Consider the following 1,408-nt stretch of genomic DNA (forward strand, 5'->3'; position numbering starts at 1 on the left):
TCGATCACGATGAGATCCAGGGAGCCGTCGACGGCATCCTCGAGCGTCAGTCGCGCGTCGCCGATGGCAAAGGGCACTCGCGGAGCACATTGGCTCAGGAAAGAGAAGCGGGCCGGGTCGGCCGCGATCGCGATCACCCGCGCATCGATCTCGTAGAAGCGCCAGTCCTCGCCGGAGCGGATCTGGCACGCGAGCGAACCTGTGCCGACCCCGACGGCCGCGACCTTGCCCAGCGTTCCGCCCCGCGCCCGCCGCGCGGCCTCGATGCCATTGGCGATCGGGCCGCCGGTGAAGTAGTAGCTCAACGGCTCCGGACGGCCGGTGACGAGGCTGCCGTCATCGTTGCGGATACGCTGCGCGCCGTGGAACGTCGTTCCGTGGATCAGGAAACGAAACTTGCCATCCGGCGCGTTGATGATGCGATGAACGCCGAAGAATGACCGCAGCGAATCCGTACGCTGCTGCTCGCTGACGATGATCGCCGCCAGCAGGCAAAGGGCCGCCGCGGATAGGCCCAATTTCACAGGCCGGCGCATGCGAATCGAGGTGAAGGCCGGCCGGCAGAGAAATCCCGCAATGAGCAGCAGCGGATATTCAAGCACGGAGTTGAACATGACCGGAGCGAGCAGGCCGGAGAACAGCCCGCCCAAAACACCGCCAAGGGACATCCAGAGGTAGAATTCGGTCAGGCGGGATGCATCGGGCCGGCGCTTCACCAGCTCGCCATGGGCCACCATCGCCGTCACGAAGAAGAGGCCGAGATTGAGCGACAGGGCCGGCCCCCAACCCATCGCCGGCTTCAAGAGCCACGCCGCGGCATAGCAGAACATCAGCGCCAGCTGCAGGTGCAGCATCCAGCGATGCGGCAGAACCGGCCGGCGCTGGAAGACGATGACGAAGGTCAGCAGGAAAAGCGCCAGCGGCACAACCCAGAGAAGCGGGGCGGCTGCGACATCGGTCGAAATGTGAGCTGTGACCGCGACCAACAGCCCCGAGGGTACGAACGCGAGCGCCACCCAGCTGGCGCGCTGGGCATTGGTGATCGCGACCGCCGGGTCTGCCCCCCCTGTCGCCGGCACGTCCGTCCGCCCGGAGCCGATCGCAAGCCCGGCGCAACCGGCGATGCCGGCAAGCAGCAACGCGAAGCCCCAGGCCCAGGCCTTGGTCTGCAAGGCAAGGGGAAGCAGGGGCTCGATCGCAAAGGGGTAGGCGATCAGGGCCAGGAAACTGCCGATGTTCGAGGCGGCGTACAGGAAATAGGGATCGGCGGCGTGACTGTGGCCGGTCCGTGCGAACCAGGCCTGCAGCAGAGGCCCGTTGGCGGCGACGGCGAAGAAGGGCAGTCCGACCGATGCAGCAAAGAGACCGAACAGCCAGAGCACCTCGCCCTCCTGCGGAGGACGCGCGA

At 66.7% G+C, this 1,408-nt stretch carries 1 pseudogene; it reads right to left on the reverse strand.

From position 1 onward, the window contains the following. A pseudogene (locus ACIPIA_RS16285) lies at nucleotides 1-1,408 on the reverse strand (hypothetical protein); the annotation flags it as partial.

It is taken from the genome of Allobosea sp. CER48 (genome assembly GCF_044752385.1).
Lineage (GTDB): Bacteria > Pseudomonadota > Alphaproteobacteria > Rhizobiales > Beijerinckiaceae > Allobosea.